Origin of the sequence: Serratia sp. CY56464 (assembly GCF_052168435.1) — a bacterium.
In the GTDB taxonomy this organism is placed as follows: domain Bacteria; phylum Pseudomonadota; class Gammaproteobacteria; order Enterobacterales; family Enterobacteriaceae; genus Serratia; species Serratia marcescens.
The window spans coordinates 630,936-645,362 of record NZ_JBJNMV010000001.1 but is presented as its reverse complement, the minus strand read 5'-3'; the positions used below and the strand labels follow the sequence as shown (position 1 = coordinate 645,362).

Below are 14,427 nucleotides of genomic sequence, written 5' to 3'. Positions count from 1 at the left end.
TCCGGTTACTGACCCAGCGTCAGGGTCTTCATCATCATCGACTTGGTGGTGTTGAGCACCTCGACGTTGGCCTGGTAGCTGCGGGAAGCGGAGATGGTGTTGACCATTTCCCCTACCACGTCGACATTCGGCATGCGCACATACCCCTTGGCGTCCGCCAGCGGGTTGCCCGGCTGATACACCAGACGCTCGGGCGCCGGATCGTCCACCACCTGGGCGACGCGCACGCCGCCGGTCGGTTGCCCCGGCGCCGCCGCGACCTGGAACACCACCTGCTTGGCGCGGTAAGGTTCGCCGTCCGGGCCGGTCACGCTGTCGGCGTTGGCCATGTTGCTGGCGCTGACGTTCATGCGCTGGGATTGCGCCGATAACGCCGAGCCGGAGATATCAAAAATATTCAGTAAAGACATGCGCCTTATCCTTGTTGCAGCACGGACATCATCCCTTTGATCTGCCCATTGAGCAGCGTCAGGTCGGTCTGATATTTCAGGCTGTTATCGGCAAAGTTGGTGCGTTCGCGATCCATGTCCACCGTGTTGCCGTCCATCGACGGCTGGTCCGGCACTCGGAACAGCAGATCGAGCTGTGGCGGCTGCAGGGTCTGCGCCGGGATGTGGCGCGCCGCCGTCAGGTTGAGCGCCATGCCGTTGCCGCTGACGCGCCCCTGCTCCAGCACCTTGTTCAATTGGCTGGCGAAATCGATATCCCGCGCCTGATAACCCGGCGTGTCTGCGTTGGCGATGTTGGCGGCCAGAATTTCCTGCCGCTGGGCGCGCAAGTTCAGCGCCTCTTGGCCAAAGCGCAGAGCCGCGTCCAGTTTGTCGAGCATGCTCCCTCCGCGAGGTTAGAATTTGGAGTCGACAGCATAAACGCCCCCTGCGCCACCCTATCGCGGGAATAAACGCAAAATGGGGCGCTATTTATCTGCTTAGCCTGCGCGCGCTGCGGGTACACTTACGCGTATCCCGATGAAGCTTGAGAAGATGACGATGAAAGGTAAAATGCTGCTGCTTATCGGCCTGCTGTGCAGTCTGAACGCGCGCGCCGACGATCTGGCGACGCAAATCGAAAGCTTCATCCAGGGCAAGTTCAGCGGTGAACCGGTACAGGTAAAAGTGCGGGTGCGCACGCCGCCGAACCAATGGCCCGCTTGCGAACTGCCGCAGCTGTCGCTGCCACCCAACGCGCGGATCGGCGGCAACGTCAGCATTTCGGCGCGCTGTGGGCAGGAGCGGCGTTTTATCCAGACGCAGGTGCAGGTGTTCGGCCGCTATCTCGTTTCGGCGCGCGGCATCAGCGCCGGCAGCCGGTTGACGGCGGCGGATCTGGCGTTGAAAGCAGGCCGGCTCGATACCCTGCCGCCGCGCGCGCTGACCGAAGCGGGCAAAGCGGTGGGCGCCGTCAGCCTGCGCAACATCAGCCCCGGTCAGCCGTTGACCCTCGCCATGCTGCGCCGCGCCTGGATTATCAAGGCAGGGCAACCGGTGCAGGTCAACGCACAGGGCGAAGGATTCAGCATCAGCGGTGCGGGCAAGGCGATGAACAACGCCGCCGCCGAAGACAGCGTGCGGGTGCGCATGGCCTCCGGGCAGATCGTCAGCGGCGTGGTCGGGGACGACGGCGCGATCCGCATTACGTTATAAAAAAGTAAAGGTTCCGCAAACCTTGCCGATAAGACAAATCAAGCAGCATTTTATTGGCCACCAGGGCCGCAAAACTTTCATTGCAGCGTCGTCGCCCGCGAGCGGTCACGGCGTAAACGGAGATGGACCATGAGTATCGATCGCACCCAGCGGTTACAGCCGGTTTCCACTGTGCAACCGCGAGAAACCCCGGCCGACAACCCGCTCCAATCGCGCAAGGCCGCCGTGGCGGAAACCGCCGTCAGCGGCACGCAGGTCAAACTGAGCGAGGCGCAGGCGCGCCTGATGCAGCCGGGCACCCAGGATATCGATATGGGTCGGGTCGAGGCCATCAAGCAGGCGATCCGCAACGGCGAACTGAAGATGGACGCCGGCAAAATCGCCGATGCGCTGCTGCAAGACGCGCAGAGCGATGTTCAATGGATCGCCGGACGCGACTGACAGCGCGCGGCGAGTAGCGGTAAAGGATAAGTCATTACTATGGAAAACCTGGCACAACTGCTGGACAAACTGTTGGAAACGCTGCAGGCTCTCAACGGCGTGCTGGAGGAAGAGCACGACTTGCTGTGTTCCGGCCAGTTGCCGGGCGTGGCCTTGCAACGCGTCACCGATGCCAAAAGCCAACTGCTGGCGACGGTCGCTTACCTCGAGCAACAGCGCCTGGGGCAGGAAAAAACCTGCGGGCAACGCGCCCCCTATGCCAGCCACGCCCCCCTGGCCGATCGTTGGCAGCGCGTTCAGTTGCTGAGCCAAACGCTGCGCGAAAAGAACCAGCACAACGGTCTGCTGCTCAATCAGCAGATCGACCATAACGCGCAGGCGCTGGCCATCCTCAGCAAAAACAACAAATCGCTGTATGGCCCAGATGGCCAGTCGCACGCCGGCAGCCTGCTCGGCAGAAAAATCGGCGTCTGACCTGACTCATTTCGCCCGGTGAGCCTATCACCGGGCATGCGTTAACCGGCTTCTGCGCATCCCGTCGCATTTTCTCCCTATCACTCTTTGAATTCACTTAAGACTTTGCGCCAGGCTGCGCATGGCGTGAATTTGGCTGTTTCTTTCCCTTTGGCCGCTTGTCACCCTGTGGTTATTTTTAAACCACTTGAAATATACCCTTAACGGGTATAGATTCGCAGGGAGAGCGAATGGTCGACATTTATCTCATATCTCACCAAAACCTTTCAGGGTTTTGCCGCACGCGAGCGCATTAGCGACGCCAGGATAGTGAAAGCGGCGCGAAAGATGCAACATCAGCTGTACGACGCCAATCTTGGCGGTTGCGTATACAAAAAGCGCATCGCTCGGGCTGGTGCGGGCAAACGTGGCGGCTATCGGGTACTGATCGTTTTTCGCGATGAAGAACGCCTGTTTTTTATGCGCGGCTTTGCCAAAAGTGAGAGAGAAAACATCAGTACGGATGAGTTACAGGGATTGAAACATCTGGCTGCGCTGTATCTGGATTATTCGCCATTCAGACTCTACCAGCTGAACAACAGGGAGTTACGGAGGCTAAGCGATGAGTAAAATTCTTGCCGAGATCCACCAGGAAGTTCAGGGGCTGCACCGTGCCGGTTTCGTCGACGACGTGACCATGCGCACCTTCGACATGCTGTGCCTGCGGCCGGTGAAGCAGTTCGGGCCGGCCGAGATCCGCGCGCTGCGCGAACGGGAAAACGTCAGTCAGCCGGTGTTTGCGCTGTATCTCAACGTCAGCAAAAAGGCGGTGCAGAAATGGGAGCGCGGCGAAGCGCAACCGAACTCCGCCGCGATGAAACTGCTGACGCTGGTGGAACGCAACGGCCTGCAAATTCTGGCCTGATGTTACTGATAATTGACGATCACCTGATTGCCAATCACCCGCAGCGGCGGGTTCAACCCGCCTTGCGACTGCACGTAATAGATAAAGCGCAATTCCGCATTGGCCGGCTCGCCCTGCAGACCGTCACTGCTGCCGCTGCCGCCGCCCAGTGGAATGCAGCGGTTCACCGTGCAGAGCTGCGCCTGCAGCCCCACGGGCTCTGGCCCCAGCAAACGGTAGCGCCAGCTGACGCTGGTGATGCGCGCATGGGCATCCGGCAGCGCGTTCGGCGGCCGCAAAGCGGCGGATTCATCACGCATGCCGCCCTGTTCCAGCGTCACGCCCGCCCCTTCGGCCACCCAGGAGCCGGACACCGCATAGGCGGCGAGCGGCGCCAGCAAACAAAATACGAACAGACAGCGTTTCATCAGGCGGCTCCAATGGTCGAGGTCATGCGAATCTGGCGATCGTCGTTAATCTCCAGGTTGGACAGCACCACGAGCTGCGGCAGGCTGCGACGCAGGAAGCGCGCCAGTAAAGGACGCAGCGCATGGTTAACCAGCAGCACCGGCGGCGCGCTGAGCATCTCTTGCCGCTGCAGCGCCTGGCGCGCCTGATCCAGCAAGCGATCGGCCAGCCCCGGCTCCAGGCCGCCGCCGCCCTGCAACGCCTGCAGCAACAGGCGCTCCAACTGGGTATCCAGCCCGATAACCTGAATCTCGCCGTTGCCCGGGAACCACTGCTGCGTGATCGCCCGGCCCAGCGCCACCCGCACCACGGTCGTCAGCTCATAAGGATCGCTCTGCGCCGGGGCATGTTCCGCCAGCGTTTCGACGATAGTGCGCATATCGCGGATAGAGACGCGTTCGGCCAGCAGGTTTTGCAGCACCTTGTGCAGCGTCGTCAGTGACACCACGCCCGGCACGAAGTCTTCGGTCAGCTTCGGCATCTCCTGCGACACGCGATCCAACAGCTGTTGGGTCTCCTGGCGGCCGAACAGCTCGCTGGCGAACTGGCCAATCAGGTGATTGAGGTGCGTCGCCACCACGGTGCTGGCTTCCACCACGGTAAAGCCCAGGATTTGCGCCTGCTCCCGCAAGGCGCTGTCTATCCACACCGCTTCCAGCCCGAAGGCGGGATCGACGGTTTTGTCTCCCGCCAGCTCGCCCACGGCATTGCCGGGGTTGATCGCCAGCCAGCGGCCCGGCTGCGCTTCACCACTGCCGATCTCGACGCCTTTCATCAGGATGCGATAGCTGGCTGGCGGCAGTTCCAGGTTGTCGCGAATGTGCACCACCGGCGGCAGATAACCCATGTCCTGGGCAAATTTCTTGCGGATCCCACGGATACGCCCCAGCAGCTCGCCGTTCTGTTGAAAGTCGACCATCGGAATCAACCGGTAGCCCACTTCCATCCCCAGCGGATCTTCCAACTGCACGTCGGCCCAGCTGGCCTCGGCGGCCTGCGGATTCTCAGGCATCACCGGATCCTCCACCGTTTTCGGCGCCTGTTGCTCACGGCCGCGCAGCCACCAGGCCAGGCCCAGCAGAGCCGCGGTAAACAGCAGGAACACCAGATTCGGCATGCCCGGCACCAGGCCCAGCAGCCCCAGCACCCCAGCGCTCAGCAGCATCACGCGCGGATTATTGAACAGCTGGCCCACCATCTGCTCGCCGACATCCTGATCGGTCGCGACGCGGGTGACGATGACACCGGCGGCGGTGGAGATCACCAATGCCGGGATCTGCGCCACCAGGCCGTCACCAATGGTCAGCAGCGTATAGCTTTCCGCCGCCGCCCCCAGTTCCATGCCGTGTTGCACGACGCCGACCAACAGGCCGCCAACCACGTTCAGCACCATGATCATCAGGCCGGCGATGGCGTCGCCGCGCACGAATTTACTGGCGCCGTCCATCGAGCCGTAAAAGTCGGCCTCCTGGGTCACTTCGGCACGGCGTTTCTTCGCTTCGTCTTCACCGATCAGGCCGGCGTTCAGATCGGCGTCGATCGCCATCTGTTTACCCGGCATGCCGTCCAGGACGAAACGCGCGCCCACTTCGGCGATACGCCCCGCCCCCTTGGTGATCACCATGAAGTTGATTAACACCAGGATGATGAACACCACGATGCCGATGGCGAAGTTGCCGCCCACCAGGAAGTGGCCGAAGGCTTCCACCACGCGGCCGGCGGCGGCGGAACCGGTATGCCCCTCCAGCAAGATGATGCGCGTCGACGCGACGTTGAGCGACAAACGCAGCAACGTGGAGAACAGCAGGATGGTCGGGAAAGCGGCGAATTCGAGCGTGCGCTGGGTGAACATCGCCACCAGCAGCACCATGATCGACAGCGCAATGTTGAAGGTAAACAGCAGGTCGAGGATAAACGCCGGCAACGGCAACACCATCATCGACAGAATCAGCAGGATCAGCACCGGGCCGGCCAGCACCTGCCACTGCGTATCTTTAAAATTGCCCGGCAAACGAAGCAGGGAGGCCAAATTAGCCATCAGAGTCACTCTCTCTTGCAAAATCCAGTGCTTCCGGCACCGGTAAACGTTCAGGTTTTTTCGGGATCAGGCCGCCCTCGCGCCGCCAGCGGCGCAGCTGGTATACCCAGGCCAACACTTCGGCGACCGCGGCATACAGGGTGGCCGGAATATGCTGGCCGATCTCGCTGTGCCGATACAGCGCACGCGCCAGCGGCGGCGCTTCCAGCATCGGGATGCGGTGCTCCGCACCGAGCTCGCGAATGCGCAGCGCGATTTCACCGGCCCCTTTGGCCAGCACCTTCGGCGCACTCATTTTTTTGTCGTTGTACTGCAACGCGACGGCGTAGTGAGTCGGGTTGGTGACGATCACGTCCGCCTTGGGCACGTCGGCCATCATGCGGCGCCGGGCGATCGCCCGCTGCTGCTGGCGAATGCGTCCCTTGACGTGCGGGTCCCCTTCCTGATCCTTGAATTCGTCGCGGATATCCTGCTTGGTCATCTTCAGCTTTTTGAAGTGGCTCCACAGCTGATAGAACACGTCGAACGCCACCATCGGCGTCAGCCCCAGCACCACCAGAAAACCGCAGAACAGGATCATCTGCAGCGCATTGCCCAACGCATCGAGCGGCTGCTGGGTCATCAGATGCAGCATCGCCGCCCAGTTGTGCCACAGATAGAGGCCGGTCACCCAGCCGACCAACGTCGCTTTCAGGATCCCTTTCAGCAGCTCGGCCAACACCTGGCTGGAAAAGATGCGCTTCAACCCGGACAGCGGGTTCAGCCGCTTCACGTCGAATTTAATCGACTTGCCGCTGAACAGAATGCCCCCCAACAGCATTGGCGCGGCGAGCGCTACCAGCACCAGCCCCGCCATGATCGGCAGCAGCGCCAGCACCGCCTGACGCAGCAACATGCCCAGTTGGCGAAGCATCTGCTTGTCGTTACTGACCATGCCGTGGTCAAAGTTCAGACCTTGCGTGAGCATCGCCGCCAGCTGTTGCGCCATGTTGCTGCCGGACATCAGGATAATCGCCAGGCCGGAGAGCAGCATCAGTACCGAGGTCAGCTCGCGGGAGCGCGGGATCTGGCCGTCTTCACGCGCCTTCTCCAGCCTGTGGGGCGTGGGGGCCTCGCTTTTTTCCAGATCGCTGTCTTCAGCCACGAAACGCCGTTCCTGTATCGGGAGGGTAAAGAATGGCGGTCAGCATGCCAAAAAATTGGCGATGTCATTGGCGGAACAACGGGGAAAAAGGCGGGTTATTTAGGGGATGAGACGAAAACTGCGTGGCTTGTTGTCGGGGCGCGCCGTCGCGCGCCCCGAAAGGCCTCAGAAACCGAGGCTGTCGAGCAGATCGTCGACCTGCGCCTGGTTGGCGATCACGCCGACGCCGTTCTGGTCGAGCTGCGGGCCGTTCAGCAGGCTGTCGTTCGGCCGTTTTTCCTTCACCGGCTGCTCCGGCATGTTTTCCATCAGCACCATCAGCAGCTGCTTTTCGATCTCCTGCACCACGTCCATCATGCGCTTGATCACCTGACCGGTCAGATCTTGGAAGTCCTGCGCCATCATGATTTCCAGCAGCTGGGCGTTGGTGAAGGCCGTATGGCCCGGCACCTGATCCAGATACTGACGCGTGTCGTTGACCAGAGAACGCGCGTCGTCCAGTTCGATGGGATTGGCGAACCACTCGTCCCAGCGCCTTTTCAACGCGTTGGCGCCGGATTCCAGCTCCGCCTGGCGCGGTTGCGCCGCCTCCACGCAGTTCAACGCCCGTTCCGCCGCCTGCGCCGTCATGGTTACGACATAGTCAAGACGGTCGCGCGCATCCGGGATCGCCTCTGCCGCCTGGGCGATCGCCTGATCGAGCCCCAGTTCGCGCATGCTGTCGCGCAGCATTCGGGTCAGTTGGCCGATGCGGGAGATGATCTCTCCCGCGGTCGCTGCATCGCTGGCAGGCATTGGAATGTCTCTCATCGCCCTCTCCTTACATGCCCAATTTTTCAAAAATCTTGTTGAGCTTTTCTTCCAGCGTCGCCGCCGTAAATGGTTTCACTACATAACCGCTGGCGCCGGCCTGCGCCGCCGCGATGATATTTTCTTTCTTGGCTTCCGCCGTCACCATCAGTACCGGCATCGCGGCCAGCGCGCTGTCGGCGCGGATGGTTTGCAACAGCTCAAGTCCGTCCATGTTCGGCATGTTCCAATCGGACACCACGAAGTCGAAACCGCCGGCGCGCAGCTTGTTCAGCGCATCCGCGCCGTCTTCGGCCTCTTCGACGTTGTTGAAGCCCAACTCTTTGAGCAGATTTCTGACGATGCGGCGCATGGTGGAGAAGTCGTCCACAACCAGAAATCTGAGGTTTTTGTCTGCCATTATTACTCCTGAAATAGTTAACCGTTTAATGATGCAACACCGCAGGCCACCGCGCGGAGAACCTGGGTCATATCGCCGCCGGGTAGACCCTGCGGACTAAAATCAAATGCGCAATGCCTGGCCGCCGGCGATCTGCGCCAGCATGCGCTGGCTCATTCTGTCCAGCTCGACCACTTCGCTGACGCCGCCGCTGGCGATCGCCTCGCGCGGCATGCCGAACACCACGCAGCTCGCCTCGTTCTGCGCCAGGGTATAGGCCCCGGCGCGGTGCATCTCCAGCATCCCCGCCGCCCCGTCGTTGCCCATGCCGGTGAGGATCACCCCCACCGCATTGCGGCCGGCGTATTGCGCCACCGAGCGGAACAGCACGTCGACCGACGGACGATGGCGGTTAACCGCCGGGCCGTCATGCAGCTTCACCTGATAGTTGGCGCCGCTGCGCGCCAGCTCCAGGTGGCGATCCCCCGGGGCGATGTAAGCGTGGCCCGGCAGCACGCGCTCGCCGTCCTCCGCTTCTTTCACCGTGATCTGGCACAGCTTGTTCAGCCGCTCGGCGAACGAACGGGTGAATCCCGGCGGCATGTGTTGAGTGATCAACAGCGCCGGGCTGGTGGCCGGCAGCGGCTGCAGCACTTGGCGAATCGCTTCGGTGCCGCCGGTGGAAGCGCCGATGGCGATCAGTTTTTCACTGCTCAGCAGCGGCGCATGGCTGAGGATCGCCGGCGCCGGGCTGCTGGAGCGCTGCGGCAGGCGCGCTCTGGCAGCGGTGCGGATCTTCTCGGCAATCAGCTCGCTGTAGGCCAACATGCCCTCGCGAATGCCGAGCTGCGGTTTGGTGACGAAGTCCACCGCGCCCAGCTCCAGCGCGCGCAGCGTGATTTCCGAGCCTTTGCCGGTCAGCGAAGAGACCATCACCACCGGCATCGGCCGCAGGCGCATCAGCTTCTCGAGGAAATCCAGCCCATCCATGCGCGGCATCTCGACGTCCAGCGTCAGCACCTGAGGATTAAATTTTTTGATCAGATCGCGCGCCACCAGCGGATCCGGCGCGGTCGCCACCATTTCCATGTCGGCATGGCCGTTCACGATTTCCGTCATCAGCTGGCGCATCAGTGCCGAATCGTCTACGCATAACACTCTGATTTTACTCATTACCTCTCCTTGGTCAGCCCATACACGGTCTGCCCACGCAAGTAGAAATCCCGGCTGATCTGGCTGAAATTCTCGGAGTGGCCGGCGAACATCAGCCCCCCCGGCTTAAGCAAGGGAACGAAGCGGCGCAGGATGCGCTCCTGCGTCGCCTTATCGAAATAGATCATGACGTTGCGGCAAAAAATGGCGTCGAATTGCCCCGGCAGTGCCCACTCCGGCGCCAGCAGATTCAGCGGCTGAAAGTTCACTCGCGCCGCCAACTCCGGCCGCACGCGCACCAACCCCTGATGCGGCCCGGTGCCGCGCAGAAAATAGCGCTGCATTTGGGTCGGCGTCAGGGTGCGCAGATCTTCCTGGCGGTAAACGCCCGCCTCCGCTTTTTCCAGCACCTGCGTATCGATGTCGCTGGCCCAGACCTGGCAACTGCCGGCCCGCTGACCCAATGCATCGCTCAGCGTGATGGCGATCGAATACGGCTCTTCGCCGGTCGAGGCTGCGGTGCTCCAGACGCTGTAGCCGTTCGGCCGCGAGCGCGCATGTTCCGCCAGGATCGGGAAGTGATGCGCCTCGCGGAAAAATGCCGTCAGGTTGGTGGTCAGCGCGTTGATGAACGCCTGCCATTCCGCGCTGTTCGGATCGCTTTCCAGCAGCGCCAGGTAGTCGCCGAAATCGTGCAATCCCAACAGCCGCAGCCGGCGCACCAGGCGGTTGTAAACCATCTCGCGCTTATGCTCCGCCAGCACGATGCCGGCGCGTTGATAAATCAACTGGCTGATACGGCGAAAATGCACGTCCGACAGCGGCAGACGCTGCACCATTTGCGTCAACATCGACGCTGTATCCCGGTTAGAAGTTGACGGCGCCTGTTTCATGCCGCCTCACCGGAGAAAAACGTGCTGCTTATGCGGTTTAACAATCTTGGGCTTCCTTTACCACGGGTGAAACTGCGTTGCTGCTGTTACCTGACGCGACGACGTTATCGTCCGCCAGACGGAATACCGCGACCGCGTCGGCCAGGGTAATGGCCTGCTCTTCCAGCGCGGTGGCGGCAGAAGCGGATTCTTCCACCAGCGCGGCGTTCTGCTGGGTGACCTGATCCATCTGGGTCACCGCCTGCGTCACCTGCTCGATGCCGCGGCTCTGTTCATCCGATGCCGAGGCGATCTCGCCCATGATGTCGGTTACGCGCGTCACCGAACGCACGATGTCCTGCATGGTGGCGCCGGAATTTTCCACCAGCACCGAGCCGTGTTTGACGCGGCTGACCGATTCGTCGATCAGCACCTTGATCTCTTTCGCCGCCTGCGCGCTGCGGCTCGCCAGGTTGCGCACCTCGCCGGCGACCACGGCGAAACCCCGCCCCTGTTCGCCGGCGCGCGCCGCTTCCACCGCCGCATTGAGCGCCAGAATGTTGGTCTGGAAGGCGATGCCGTCGATCACGCTGGTGATGGCGCCGATTTTCTGCGAACTGTTGGCGATATCGTGCATGGTGGTGACCACGTCCCCGGCCAGTTCGCCGCCCTTGGCCGCGGTGGCCGAAGCGTCGCGCGCCAGCTGAGAGGCCTGCCGCGCATTGTCGGCGTTCTGCTTCACCGTCGCGGTCAGCTGTTCCATGCTGGCGGCGGTTTCTTCCAGCGAAGCGGCCTGCTGCTCGGTACGGGAAGAGAGATCGTTATTGCCTTCGGCGATCTCCTGCAGGCCGATCAGAATCGACTCCGCACCGTCGCGCACCGCGCCGACGGTACCGATCAGCGACTGCTGCGTGCGTTGCAGGCTGGCGAACAACATGCTGATTTCATTGCGGCCATACACTTGAATCGGCGTCGCCAAATCGCCGGCGGCGATGCGTTCAAAGTGGCTGCGGATTTGGTTCAGCGGCTGTACCAACATGGTGCGCAACCACCACATGGCGCTGCCGGTCACCACGATCAGCATCAAGACCGCCCCCGCCAGCATCAGGCCCGCCAGCGTGAAGGAGAATTGGTTGGCGTCTCGAGCCTCGCTGATGTCGCCATTGACCAACTGCAAATACTGCACGAAGTCAGCCTCAAACAGGTCCTGGGTTTTCTGCGTCGGCTGATCCATAAACGCCTGCAGCTCGCCCTTTTCCAGGAAACCGATCAGTTCACGCAGCGCGCCGCGCAGCCGCTCGTAGCTGGCCTTGGTGGTGGCCGTCTGCTGGTTCTGCTGTTCACTGCTGCGTTCAACCGCCATGAACTGATTGAAATAGAGGTCGGCCTTCTGCAGCGAACTGCGGGCGCTGCTCATCAATTCGTTCACCTGCTCCTGCGGCAGTTTCAGCGCCGCGCGGGTGCCGGCGCGGTTCAGCGTATTGCGGGCCTGCAACAGCGACACCCAGCTCAGGCTGAGCGAATCGCGCTGCTGGCTGCCGAGGGTGATGATGTCGAGGTTGTGGTTATCGGAGCGAAACGCGGAATACGACAGGCCGCTGCTGGCCAACTGCAGAACGCAGAAGGTCATCAACAACAGGAACAAGCTGGTAGAGATACGGATTCGGTTAAACACTGTGAACCTCCTTGCAGCCGGCCGGCGACCGGCCTACGTAGGGAAAAGGGCCTCTGCGAGAGAGGCCCGATACCGGTCAGAACGTTTCCCAGTTATCCTGCAGATCGCTGGCGTTCATTTTCTTATGATTGATTACCGGTGTTACCGGCGCCTTGCTGGTGACAGGCGCCTTAAACTCTTCCTGGCCTTCCGACCTCAAGCGGAATACCGCTACCGACTGGGTCAGCATGCTGGCCTGTTCTTCCAGCGCCGCCGCCGCCGAGGCGGATTCTTCCACCAACGAGGCGTTCTGCTGGGTGACGCGGTCCATTTCCGCTACCGCCTGGCCAACCTGATCGATGCCGCGGCTCTGCTCGTCCGAAGCCGAGGCGATTTCGCCCATGATGTCGGTCACGCGGGTGACGGCGTTGACGATGTCGCCCATGGTTTCCCCGGCGCTTTCCACCAGCACGGAGCCCATATCGACGCGGCTGACCGAGTCTTCGATCAGGCCTTTGATCTCTTTCGCCGCCTGTGCGCTGCGCTGCGCCAGGTTGCGCACTTCACCGGCCACCACCGCGAAGCCGCGGCCCTGTTCGCCGGCGCGCGCCGCTTCCACTGCGGCGTTCAACGCCAGGATGTTGGTCTGGAAGGCGATGCCGTCGATCACGCCGGTAATATCGGCGATCTTCTGCGAACTGCCGGCGATGTCGTGCATGGTCTGCACCACGTTGGCCACCACCTTGCCGCCTTTCTGCGCGGTTTCGGAGGCGCTCAGCGCCAGCTGTGAAGCCTGACGGGCGTTTTCGGCGTTCTGTTTCACCGTCGCGGTCAGCTGTTCCATGCTGGCGGCGGTCTCTTCCAGCGACGCGGCCTGCTGCTCGGTGCGGGAGGAGAGATCGTTGTTGCCCGCGGCGATTTCTGACGCGCCGCTGTAGATGGCGTCCGCGCCCTGACGCACGCCGCTGACGGTTTCGATCAGTTCGCTTTGCATGTGTTTCAGGCTGGCCGCCAGCACGCCCATTTCGTTGCGGCTGTTGACGACGATCTGCTGAGTCAGGTCGCCGGCGGCGATCTGTTTGATGTGGTCGATCATGCGGTTCAGCGGGCGCACCAGGATGTGATGGATACCGGTCCAGACCAGTACGATCACCGCCAGCACCACCACCAGCACCACGATCAGCGTCCAAATGGCCGAGTTGTAGGAGCTGTTGCTGCCGTCGACCGCGATTTGGTACAGCTTGCCGTTTTGCTCCAGATAAACGTTGTAGCTCTGCTCAAAGTTGTCCTGGTAACTCTGCGTAGGCTGATCGAAGAAAGCGTTGATTTTGCCTTCGCCCAGCAGTTGGATCAGCTCGGAGAGCGCGCCGTACAGCACATCGTACTGCTGCTTGAGGCGTTCCGCCGACTGAGGATCCTGGCGCGGGTCCTGAGGAATTTTCTCGTACGCGGCGTAGTGTCTTTCCGCTTCACCCAGCTCTTCCTTCGCTTTGGCCAGCAGTTCATCAATGGTGGCGCCGCTGCCGATCTTGTTGGTATCCATCATGTAGCGAATACCGGCGCGGTTCAGGGAGTTACGCGCCTGCAGCAGGTCAACGCGGCTTTCACTCAGCTGCAGCTGCTGCTGGCGGATCGTTTGCAGGACGGTAAAGTTTTCCTTATCGCTTTTCAGCGAGGAGAAAAACAGTCCGCCCGAAATCAACTGCAAGGCGCCAAACAGCACCAACACCAGCAACAGGCTGGTGACCACCTTCATACGATTTAACATGATTTCCCTTGTTGAAGCCCGCGCTGACAGGCTCTGATGACGTTGAATGTGAGAGTTATCGGCGCCGTGCGGCAAAACTTTATGCGGGAAAGTAACTATTTTTAGTGGGGGTTCCGGGCGCGGCTGAAGCCATCGCGACAGATCAGGGAAAGTGAAGGTTAAAGGGGGCGGCGCCCCGCCCCTTGAGTCTGAAATCAGACGCTTTTCGCCACGCTGTCGACCAGCGACATCTCTTCGCTGCTCAGCAGCTTTTCGATATCCACCAGGATCAGCATGCGCTCGCCCAGCGAACCGAGGCCGGTGAGATATTCGGTCGCCAGCGTCACCGCGAACTCCGGCGCCGGACGGATCTGATCGGCGGTGAGCGACAGCACGTCGGAGACGCCGTCAACCACGATGCCCACCACGCGCTGGCCAAAGTTCAACACGATCACCACGGTGTTCTCATCGTAGGAAACACTCTGCTGCGAAAACTTCACCCGCAGATCGATGATGGGAACAATCACGCCGCGCAGGTTGGTGACGCCCTTGATGAACGCCGGGGTGTTGGCGATGCGGGTCACCTGATCGTAGCCGCGAATTTCCTGCACCTTGAGGATATCGATGCCATACTCCTCGTTGCCCAGGGTAAAAATCAGAAACTCTTGCCCTACCGTTTCGCCAGCCAATTTGCTGACGGCTGCCAATCCTGCCATATCATT

The 14,427-nt window shown here is 61.4% G+C and carries 17 protein-coding genes; 5 read left to right on the top strand and 12 right to left on the bottom strand.

Going from position 1 to position 14,427, the window contains the following annotated elements; genetic code table 11:
* Window positions 1–5: 5 nt before the first annotated feature.
* On the bottom strand, window positions 6–410 hold the full coding sequence (gene flgC, locus ACJ8KE_RS03105; RefSeq protein ID WP_004934826.1) for a flagellar basal body rod protein FlgC: 405 nt from the start codon (window positions 408–410) through the stop codon (window positions 6–8).
* A gap of 5 nt (window positions 411–415) precedes the next feature.
* Window positions 416–829 (bottom strand): flagellar basal body rod protein FlgB, encoded by a 414-nt coding sequence (gene flgB, locus ACJ8KE_RS03100; RefSeq protein WP_015378256.1) that lies wholly within the window; start codon window positions 827–829, stop codon window positions 416–418.
* 160 nt (window positions 830–989) lie between these two features.
* Here flgB and flgA point away from each other — a divergent pair, with 160 nt between their 5' ends.
* From flgA to ACJ8KE_RS03075, 5 genes are all read left to right on the top strand, one after another.
* The gene (gene flgA, locus ACJ8KE_RS03095) at window positions 990–1,643 is read left to right on the top strand and encodes a flagellar basal body P-ring formation chaperone FlgA (RefSeq protein ID WP_049299124.1); all 654 of its coding nucleotides are present in this window, start codon (window positions 990–992) and stop codon (window positions 1,641–1,643) included.
* A 129-nt stretch (window positions 1,644–1,772) separates the two neighbouring features.
* Window positions 1,773–2,084: a flagellar biosynthesis anti-sigma factor FlgM gene (flgM, locus tag ACJ8KE_RS03090; RefSeq protein ID WP_016927295.1), complete on the top strand. Its 312-nt coding sequence runs from the start codon at window positions 1,773–1,775 to the stop codon at window positions 2,082–2,084.
* A gap of 39 nt (window positions 2,085–2,123) precedes the next feature.
* Window positions 2,124–2,558, top strand: coding sequence for a flagella synthesis protein FlgN (locus ACJ8KE_RS03085; RefSeq protein WP_079451517.1), 435 nt, complete (start codon window positions 2,124–2,126; stop codon window positions 2,556–2,558).
* Window positions 2,559–2,867: 309 nt separating this feature from the next.
* A complete protein-coding gene (locus ACJ8KE_RS03080; RefSeq protein WP_394853034.1) occupies window positions 2,868–3,167 on the top strand; it encodes a type II toxin-antitoxin system RelE/ParE family toxin in 300 nt (99 codons plus the stop codon).
* A complete protein-coding gene (locus ACJ8KE_RS03075) occupies window positions 3,160–3,462 on the top strand; it encodes a helix-turn-helix domain-containing protein (protein ID WP_015378258.1) in 303 nt (100 codons plus the stop codon). Before ACJ8KE_RS03080 ends, ACJ8KE_RS03075 begins: the two co-directional genes overlap by 8 nt.
* 2 nt (window positions 3,463–3,464) lie before the next feature.
* On the opposite strand, the gene ACJ8KE_RS03070 is transcribed toward ACJ8KE_RS03075, so the two are convergent.
* The 10 genes from ACJ8KE_RS03070 to cheW all read right to left on the bottom strand — a co-directional run bounded on the left by ACJ8KE_RS03070 (window position 3,465) and on the right by cheW (window position 14,421).
* Window positions 3,465–3,869, bottom strand: a complete 405-nt coding sequence (locus ACJ8KE_RS03070) for a flagellar protein FlhE (protein ID WP_016927292.1) — start codon at window positions 3,867–3,869, stop codon at window positions 3,465–3,467.
* Window positions 3,869–5,947, bottom strand: a complete 2,079-nt coding sequence (gene flhA / locus ACJ8KE_RS03065) for a flagellar biosynthesis protein FlhA (protein WP_442517089.1) — start codon at window positions 5,945–5,947, stop codon at window positions 3,869–3,871. The genes ACJ8KE_RS03070 and flhA overlap by 1 nt, the downstream gene beginning before the upstream one ends.
* The gene (flhB, locus tag ACJ8KE_RS03060) at window positions 5,940–7,091 is read right to left on the bottom strand and encodes a flagellar biosynthesis protein FlhB (protein ID WP_016927290.1); all 1,152 of its coding nucleotides are present in this window, start codon (window positions 7,089–7,091) and stop codon (window positions 5,940–5,942) included. Before flhB ends, flhA begins: the two co-directional genes overlap by 8 nt.
* Before the next feature lie 165 nt (window positions 7,092–7,256).
* Window positions 7,257–7,901, bottom strand: a complete 645-nt coding sequence (cheZ, locus tag ACJ8KE_RS03055) for a protein phosphatase CheZ (RefSeq protein WP_028128107.1) — start codon at window positions 7,899–7,901, stop codon at window positions 7,257–7,259.
* A gap of 10 nt (window positions 7,902–7,911) precedes the next feature.
* Entirely contained in the window at window positions 7,912–8,301 is a 390-nt protein-coding gene (cheY, locus tag ACJ8KE_RS03050; RefSeq protein WP_004934862.1) for a chemotaxis response regulator CheY, read from the bottom strand.
* Window positions 8,302–8,403: 102 nt separating this feature from the next.
* Window positions 8,404–9,453, bottom strand: coding sequence for a protein-glutamate methylesterase/protein-glutamine glutaminase (locus tag ACJ8KE_RS03045; protein WP_016927288.1), 1,050 nt, complete (start codon window positions 9,451–9,453; stop codon window positions 8,404–8,406).
* On the bottom strand, window positions 9,453–10,325 hold the full coding sequence (cheR, locus tag ACJ8KE_RS03040) for a protein-glutamate O-methyltransferase CheR (protein ID WP_025159837.1): 873 nt from the start codon (window positions 10,323–10,325) through the stop codon (window positions 9,453–9,455). Before cheR ends, ACJ8KE_RS03045 begins: the two co-directional genes overlap by 1 nt.
* 37 nt (window positions 10,326–10,362) lie before the next feature.
* A complete protein-coding gene (locus ACJ8KE_RS03035; RefSeq protein WP_016927287.1) occupies window positions 10,363–11,979 on the bottom strand; it encodes a methyl-accepting chemotaxis protein in 1,617 nt (538 codons plus the stop codon).
* A 76-nt stretch (window positions 11,980–12,055) separates the two neighbouring features.
* Entirely contained in the window at window positions 12,056–13,726 is a 1,671-nt protein-coding gene (locus tag ACJ8KE_RS03030; protein WP_004934873.1) for a methyl-accepting chemotaxis protein, read from the bottom strand.
* Window positions 13,727–13,920: 194 nt separating this feature from the next.
* Window positions 13,921–14,421 carry a chemotaxis protein CheW gene (gene cheW / locus ACJ8KE_RS03025; protein WP_004934876.1) on the bottom strand — a complete coding sequence of 167 codons (501 nt, stop codon included), beginning with the start codon at window positions 14,419–14,421 and terminating at the stop codon, window positions 13,921–13,923.
* Window positions 14,422–14,427: the final 6 nt, after the last annotated feature.

Coding starts and splice junctions, on each gene's coding strand:
- flgA (WP_049299124.1), top strand. CDS start 990: ATGAAAGGTAAAATGCTGCTGCTTATCGGCCTGCTGTGCAGTCTGAAC.
- ACJ8KE_RS03070 (WP_016927292.1), bottom strand. CDS start 3,869: ATGAAACGCTGTCTGTTCGTATTTTGTTTGCTGGCGCCGCTCGCCGCC.
- cheW (WP_004934876.1), bottom strand. CDS start 14,421: ATGGCAGGATTGGCAGCCGTCAGCAAATTGGCTGGCGAAACGGTAGGG.
- flgM (WP_016927295.1), top strand. CDS start 1,773: ATGAGTATCGATCGCACCCAGCGGTTACAGCCGGTTTCCACTGTGCAA.
- ACJ8KE_RS03030 (WP_004934873.1), bottom strand. CDS start 13,726: ATGTTAAATCGTATGAAGGTGGTCACCAGCCTGTTGCTGGTGTTGGTG.
- cheR (WP_025159837.1), bottom strand. CDS start 10,325: ATGAAACAGGCGCCGTCAACTTCTAACCGGGATACAGCGTCGATGTTG.
- flgB (WP_015378256.1), bottom strand. CDS start 829: ATGCTCGACAAACTGGACGCGGCTCTGCGCTTTGGCCAAGAGGCGCTG.
- cheZ (WP_028128107.1), bottom strand. CDS start 7,901: ATGAGAGACATTCCAATGCCTGCCAGCGATGCAGCGACCGCGGGAGAG.
- flgC (WP_004934826.1), bottom strand. CDS start 410: ATGTCTTTACTGAATATTTTTGATATCTCCGGCTCGGCGTTATCGGCG.
- ACJ8KE_RS03085 (WP_079451517.1), top strand. CDS start 2,124: ATGGAAAACCTGGCACAACTGCTGGACAAACTGTTGGAAACGCTGCAG.
- ACJ8KE_RS03045 (WP_016927288.1), bottom strand. CDS start 9,453: ATGAGTAAAATCAGAGTGTTATGCGTAGACGATTCGGCACTGATGCGC.
- flhA (WP_442517089.1), bottom strand. CDS start 5,947: ATGGCTAATTTGGCCTCCCTGCTTCGTTTGCCGGGCAATTTTAAAGAT.
- cheY (WP_004934862.1), bottom strand. CDS start 8,301: ATGGCAGACAAAAACCTCAGATTTCTGGTTGTGGACGACTTCTCCACC.
- ACJ8KE_RS03075 (WP_015378258.1), top strand. CDS start 3,160: ATGAGTAAAATTCTTGCCGAGATCCACCAGGAAGTTCAGGGGCTGCAC.